6 protein-coding genes and 1 pseudogene are annotated in these 6,510 nt (G+C 66.6%); 4 read left to right on the forward strand and 3 right to left on the reverse strand.

All coding sequences use genetic code 11. The annotated features are described in order from the left end of the window. Nucleotides 1–135: 135 nt before the first annotated feature. The 3 genes from ACDELDRAFT_RS17550 to ACDELDRAFT_RS17560 all read right to left on the reverse strand — a co-directional run bounded on the left by ACDELDRAFT_RS17550 (nucleotide 136) and on the right by ACDELDRAFT_RS17560 (nucleotide 2,481). Nucleotides 136–873, reverse strand: coding sequence for a sulfite exporter TauE/SafE family protein (locus ACDELDRAFT_RS17550; protein ID WP_005799311.1), 738 nt, complete (start codon nucleotides 871–873; stop codon nucleotides 136–138). 134 nt (nucleotides 874–1,007) lie between these two features. Then, nucleotides 1,008–1,466 carry an rRNA maturation RNase YbeY gene (gene ybeY / locus ACDELDRAFT_RS17555; protein WP_005799312.1) on the reverse strand — a complete coding sequence of 153 codons (459 nt, stop codon included), beginning with the start codon at nucleotides 1,464–1,466 and terminating at the stop codon, nucleotides 1,008–1,010. Nucleotides 1,467–1,521: 55 nt separating this feature from the next. Further along, nucleotides 1,522–2,481, reverse strand: a complete 960-nt coding sequence (locus ACDELDRAFT_RS17560) for a PhoH family protein (RefSeq protein WP_040329763.1) — start codon at nucleotides 2,479–2,481, stop codon at nucleotides 1,522–1,524. A gap of 80 nt (nucleotides 2,482–2,561) precedes the next feature. Here ACDELDRAFT_RS17560 and ruvA point away from each other — a divergent pair, with 80 nt between their 5' ends. From ruvA to ACDELDRAFT_RS17580, 4 genes and pseudogenes are all read left to right on the forward strand, one after another. Continuing rightward, nucleotides 2,562–3,134, forward strand: coding sequence for a Holliday junction branch migration protein RuvA (ruvA, locus tag ACDELDRAFT_RS17565; protein ID WP_005799314.1), 573 nt, complete (start codon nucleotides 2,562–2,564; stop codon nucleotides 3,132–3,134). Nucleotides 3,135–3,172: 38 nt separating this feature from the next. Next, nucleotides 3,173–5,071: a trypsin-like peptidase domain-containing protein gene (locus tag ACDELDRAFT_RS17570; RefSeq protein ID WP_232504804.1), complete on the forward strand. Its 1,899-nt coding sequence runs from the start codon at nucleotides 3,173–3,175 to the stop codon at nucleotides 5,069–5,071. Nucleotides 5,072–5,080: 9 nt separating this feature from the next. Beyond that, the gene (gene ruvB / locus ACDELDRAFT_RS17575; RefSeq protein ID WP_005799316.1) at nucleotides 5,081–6,139 is read left to right on the forward strand and encodes a Holliday junction branch migration DNA helicase RuvB; all 1,059 of its coding nucleotides are present in this window, start codon (nucleotides 5,081–5,083) and stop codon (nucleotides 6,137–6,139) included. Between the two features lie 10 nt (nucleotides 6,140–6,149). Then, nucleotides 6,150–6,510, forward strand: a pseudogene (locus tag ACDELDRAFT_RS17580) (biotin/lipoyl-binding protein); the annotation flags it as partial.

Below are 6,510 nucleotides of genomic sequence, written 5' to 3' on the forward strand. Positions count from 1 at the left end.
CGCACCGCGCAGCCCCGGGAGCAACACGCTCTGCACGAAGGCGTGGCGGGTGCTTTTTCATCCGCCCGCTTGATGATCGGAAAGGGTATGAATGGAGGCGCGGCGCGTGATGACAGCAGGGCGCCGCTGCAGCACTCACTGGCGCCAGAAGAACAGCCCGGCCATCACCAACCCTGTCAGCACGATGCCGGCGCGCAGCCAGTGGGCTGGAATCCGCCGTGCCACGCGGGCACCGCCGTAGCCGCCGGCCGTGGCCGCCAGCATCATCATCAGCGCCTGCGGCCATAGCACCACGCCGCCAGCCGCATAGATGGCCACGGCGATCGCCGTGAGCAGGGCCGACACCCAGTTCTTGAGGCCGTTCATGGCGTTTAGCTGCGTCTGGCCCAGCAGCCCGAACAGGGCCAGCAGCAGGATGCCCAGGCCACCGTTGAAGTAACCGCCATAGGCCGCCACTGCCAGCACGCCGATGATGGCCTTGCCCACGGAGGGCTTGCCGCCCGCCAGCCGCTGGCGCAGTTGCGGGCCCACAGCGAACAACGCCGTGGCGGCCAGCAGCAGCCACGGCACCACCCGGCGGAAGGTGGCGTCGGGTGTGACCAGCAACAGCGCCGCCCCAGCCGCTCCGCCCAGCAGCGAAAGCACCACCAGCAGGCGCATCGTCAGGCCGGGCGGCGGGGCGGTGTCTTCCCGAAACCCCCAGGCGCCTGCCATGTAGCCCGGCAGCAGGGCCACCGTGCCGGTGGCGTTGGCCACCACGGGGGGCACGCCGGTGAAGACCAGGGCCGGCAGGGTCAGGAAGCTGCCGCCCCCGGCGACGGCATTGAGGGCCCCGGCCACGAAGGCGGCGCCGAGCAGCAGGACGGTTTCCAACTTGTCTCCTGGTGGATGGGGCGCGAGCGCCGGATCATTGTGGCGATCTTAGGTGGAGACAAGCCGGTATCTGCGGATTATTACATGCAAAAAAGGTGGAATTGCTTTGCGGCGGGGCGTTGCGGTGCCGCGCACTAGCGCGCATAGGGGTCGGCAAACCCCAGTGCTTGCAGGATGTCGGTTTCGTAGGCTTCCATCTCCTCGGCGTCGGTGGCGCTGGTCTCGTGGTCCCAGCCCTGGGCATGCAGGGTGCCATGCACCAGCAGGTGGGCATAGTGCTCTTCAAGCGTCTTGTTCTGCTCGCGCGCCTCGCGCTCGACCACTGGGGCGCAGAGCACCAGATCGGCCATCACCACGGGCTCCTGCGCGTAGTCGAAGGTGAGCACGTTGGTGGCGTAGTCCTTGTGGCGGTAATCGCGGTTCAAGGCCTGGCCCTCGTCGGCATCGACGATGCGCACGGTGATTTCGGCGTCGGCGGCCAGCGCGTGCCGAATCCAGCGGGTGACCTTGTGCCGTGGCAGGACGGCGCGGTGGGCGGCGGCATCCTCGAAACGGCCGAACTGCAGGGACAGGGAGAGGTGATTCAAGGTCATTTTGGTCTGTTGCGCTTGTTCTGCAAGCGTCAATAGCTATGAAAAACAGAGCATTTCAGTCGGCGCGGCCGCGCACGGCCGCCGCTCGGCGCGGGGCGTCATAGGCGTCCACGATGCGTGCCACCAGCGGGTGGCGCACCACGTCGGCACTGGTGAAGCGGGTGACGGCGATGCCCTTGACGCGCTTGAGCACGCGCTCGGCGTCGATCAGCCCGCTCATGGCGCCCTTGGGCAGGTCGATCTGGCTCACGTCGCCGGTCACCACGGCCTTGGCGCCGAAGCCGATGCGGGTGAGGAACATCTTCATCTGCTCGGGCGTGGTGTTCTGCGCTTCGTCCAGGATCACGAAGGCGTTGTTCAGTGTGCGCCCGCGCATGAAGGCCAGGGGGGCGATCTCGAGCGCATTGCGCTCGAAGGCCTTCTGCACCTTGTCGTAGCCCATCAGCTCGTACAGCGCGTCGTACAGCGGGCGCAGGTAGGGGTCCACCTTCTGAGCCAGATCCCCGGGCAGAAAGCCGAGGCGCTCTCCCGCCTCGACGGCGGGGCGGGTCAGCACGATCCGCTGCACGGCACTGCGCTCCAGCGCGTCCACCGCGCTTGCCACGGCCAGGTAGGTCTTGCCGGTGCCCGCGGGGCCGATGCCGAAAGTGATGTCGTGCGTGGCGATGTTTTCAAGGTAGAGGTTCTGCGTGGGCGTGCGGCCCCGCAGGTCGGCGCGGCGCGTGTTGAGGACAATGGCGCCCTCGGGGGCTTCCACCAGGGCGGTGTCGCCCGCCAGCATGAGCTGCAGGTAGTCCTCGGTGATGGGGCGCTCGGCCATTTCGTACAGCGCCTGCAGCAACTCCATCGCCTGCGTGGCCTTGGCTTTGGGGCCCTCGACCTTGAACTGCTCGTGCCGATGCGCAATGCCGACCTGCAGTGCCACCTCGATGGTGCGCAGGTGCACGTCGGCTGGGCCGCACAGGTGGGTAAGCCGGGTGTTGTTGTGGGGAGTGAAGGTGTGGCGCAGGATCACGCGGATAATTCCAGTCAGGCAACCGAAAACATGGGAAAAGACGGCACGACGGCAGGGCCGGTGGCCGGCAAAGGACATCAATGATAGGCAAATTGACCGGCACCCTGCTGGAGAAGAACCCGCCCGAGGTGCTGTTGGACTGCCACGGCGTGGGCTACGAGGTGAATGTGCCCATGAGCACCTTCTACAACCTGCCCGCTGTGGGCGAGCGGGTGAGCCTGCTCACCCAGTTCATCGTGCGCGAGGATGCGCAGCTGCTGTACGGTTTTGGCACGGCAACGGAACGACAGGCGTTTCGCGAACTCATCAAGATATCCGGGGTGGGGCCGCGCACGGCGCTGTCGATTCTGTCGGGCATGGGCGTGGGTGATCTTGCGCAGGCGATCACGCTGCAGGAGGCTGGGCGCCTCGTCAAGGTGCCGGGCATCGGAAAAAAGACCGCTGAACGCCTGCTGCTCGAACTCAAGGGCAAACTGGGTGCCGAAATGGGAACGCACGCCCAGGTGACGAGCGATGCCCAGGCCGATATCCTGCAGGCGCTTGTGGCGCTGGGGTACAACGACAAAGAGGCTGCGGCGGCGCTGAAGGCGTTGCCAGCCGACGTGGGCGTGAGCGACGGGATCAAGCTGGCGCTCAAGGCGCTGGCAAAGTAGTGACAGGTAGATACGGGAGTCGATGAATGGTCTGGAACATGCAAACGGCTGTGCGCGCGGCGCTGGCCCTGGGGGTGGCGGCGCTGGCGGCCTGTGGTGGCGGCGGCGAGGTGGTCACTGCCGCCACGGCCCCCGCGCCGGTACTGCGCGTGGAAGGGCGGGCGGCACCGCAGGCGGACGATCTGCTCATTTCGAGCGTCAAGTCGCGCTCGGCCGCGCTGGCCCCGGTACCCGCGCGCGTTGCGCTGGGCCCGTTGGCCCAATCCAAGCAGTTGGGCGACACCACGGGGCCCATGCTGGTGGGCGCGGGGCGGGACGTGACCGCCACGGGCACCCGCGAGCGGACCCTCCAGCAACTCAACTGGCGTGCTGGCGAAGCTGGCGCACAGGTGGCCGCCATCAGCTTCACCGCTGAAGAGGCGCATGGCCTTCGCCTGGGGGTGCGTGTCGGGGCGCTGCCGGGCAGCGCCATGCTGCGCGTCTACAGCCAGGCGCGGCCGGACACGGTGTTCCAGATTTCCGGCCAGGAAGTGCTGCAGCGCATCGAGCGCAACCGCAATGCCGGCGATCACAGCGATGCCGGCCGAACCTGGTGGACACCCGACATCGGCTCTGCCGAAGTCACGCTCGAAATCGAATTGCCCGCCGGCGTGCCGGCCGGGGCGCTGGACATCGCGGTGCCGCGCGTGTCGCACATCTTCGCGGCGCTCGAGATTCCGCAGGAGCAGGAGGTGGTTTCCAAGATCAATGAATCCGACCCCTGCAACCTGGACGCGACCTGCTACGACGCCTACGCCAACCAGCGCAATGCCGTGGCGCGCATGCTGTTTGTCAATGATGATGGCCTCACCTACGCTTGTACGGGCACGCTGCTCAGCGATGCGAGCGGCTCGGGCACGCCGTATTTCTTGAGCGCCAATCACTGCATTTCGTCGCAGACAGCGGCCTCCACCCTGCAGACCGACTGGTTCTACCGCTCGCCTACCTGCAACAGCCGCACGCTGTCCAGCGCCACCACCAAACGCTACAACGGAGCGACGCTGCTGTATGCGAGCAGCAGCACCGATACCTCCTTCCTGCGATTGAACGACGCACCGCCGGCCGGGACGTTCTTCGCCGGCTGGGATGCTTCGGCAGGCGCCGCTGCCACGGGAACTCCCGTGGTCGGCCTGCACCACCCACAGGCCGATCTGCTGAAGATCAGCTTCGGAAGCGTGGTGGGGCAATCCTCCTGCACCAGCGCGGGGGGCACGCAGGTCACCTGCAGCGGCACGAGCGGCAATTTCTACCGCGTTGGCTGGAGCCAGGGCACGACGCAAGGGGGCAGCAGCGGTTCGGCCCTGTTCTCGAGCGACGGACGTTACGTCATGGGTACGCTGTACGCAGGCAACGCTGTGTGCGGTGTGACAACCTCGGCCGATTTCTATGGCCGCTTTGACGTGGCCTACAACACCGCGCTCAAGCAATGGCTGGGCACGGCGAGTGCAGGTGCGCGCCGCCCCATTTATCGTTTCTATAACGCCACCACGGGCGCGCACTTCTTCACCCCCAGTGCCCAGGAGCGTGATTACGTCATCGCCACCTACCCAGCGTTCTCCTATGAAGGCGTTGCCTTCTATGCCTATGACGCCAGTGCTGCAGGGCAGGATGTGGTTTACCGCTTCTACAACACCACGACCGGTGCGCACTTCTATACGATCAGCGCAGCCGAGCGCAACTATGTGCAGATGACCTATCCCGCGTTCAAGTACGAGGGCCCGGCTTGGTCGGCCCAGGCGGCAGCGGGCGGCAGTGCCACGGGCATCTTCCGGTTTTATAAGCCCAGTACGGGCACGCACTTCTACACCATCAGTGCCGCCGAGCGGGATTTTGTTATCGCCACCTACAAGGATTACAACTATGAAGGTGTCGCCTACTACGCATGGACGGGCAACTGACGCAGCCCCATGAGCATTCAGACGGATGATTTCGCGCCGGCGCCGCCAAAGCGGGTGGTTTCTGCGGCGCCTGCATCGCCCCAGGAAGAGGCCATCGAGCGTGCGCTGCGCCCCAAGCTGCTGCAGGAATACGTGGGCCAGGCCAAAGCGCGCGAGCAGTTGGAGATCTTCATTGGCGCGGCGAGAAAGCGCGGCGAGGCCCTCGATCACGTACTGCTGTTCGGCCCGCCTGGGCTGGGCAAGACCACGCTCAGCCACATCATTGCGGCCGAACTCGGCGTGAACCTGCGCCAGACCAGTGGCCCCGTGCTGGAAAAACCCAAGGACCTGGCGGCGTTGCTGACCAACCTGGAAAAGAACGACGTTCTGTTCATCGACGAGATCCACCGCCTCTCCCCCGTGGTGGAGGAGATCCTCTACCCCGCGCTGGAGGACTACCAGATCGACATCATGATCGGCGAGGGTCCGGCCGCGCGCAGCATCAAGCTCGACCTGCAGCCCTTCACGCTGGTGGGCGCCACCACGCGCGCGGGCATGCTCACCAACCCGCTGCGCGACCGCTTCGGTATCGTCGCGCGGCTGGAGTTCTACACGCCCGAGGAGCTGGCGCGCATCGTCACGCGCAGTGCCGGCCTGCTGGGCACTCCCATGGACGACGAGGGCGGGTTTGAGCTGGCGCGGCGCTCGCGCGGCACGCCACGCATCGCCAATCGCCTGCTGCGCCGGGTGCGCGACTATGCCGAGGTGAAGGGCTCTGGACGCATCACGCGCGACATTGCCAACCGAGCCCTCGCCATGCTCGATGTCGACCCGCAGGGGTTCGATGTGATGGACCGCAAGTTGCTCGAGGCGCTGATCCATCGCTTCGACGGCGGTCCGGTGGGCCTGGACAACATCGCCGCCAGCATCGGTGAAGAAGCCGGCACCATCGAGGATGTGATCGAGCCCTATCTCATTCAGCAGGGCTACCTGCAGCGCACGCCGCGCGGGCGCATCGCCACGCTGGCCGCCTACCGCCACCTGGGCGTTACACCCCCTCAAGCTGCTGGCGGGCTGTTTTCCGAATGAAGCACCGCCCATGCTGCCCTCATTGAAGCGCCGCTGGTGGGTTGCTGGCGTGGCCATCGCCTTGGTGGCCCTGGCTGGCGTCGCCACCGCGGTGTGGGTGCTGCGGGGGCCGCAGTTCGATGCCGTCACGCTGCGCTTTGCGCCGCTGGTGCGCACCCTGCAGTTCTCTGCCCGCGTGGCCACCCTGTCGCGGGTGGATGTGGGCAGCACCCTCACAGGGCGGGTGGTTCAGGTGCGCGTGAGAGAAGTCGCGCAGGTGCGCCAAGGTGATGTGCTGGCCCAGCTCGAATCGGACGAATTGCGCGCCGCACTGGCGCAGGCCACGGCTTCCGAGCGCCAGGCGCAGGCGCGCCTGGCAGGCCTGGGCAGCA

This window comes from Acidovorax delafieldii 2AN (genome assembly GCF_000175235.1).
GTDB classification, from domain to species: domain Bacteria; phylum Pseudomonadota; class Gammaproteobacteria; order Burkholderiales; family Burkholderiaceae_C; genus Acidovorax; species Acidovorax delafieldii_B.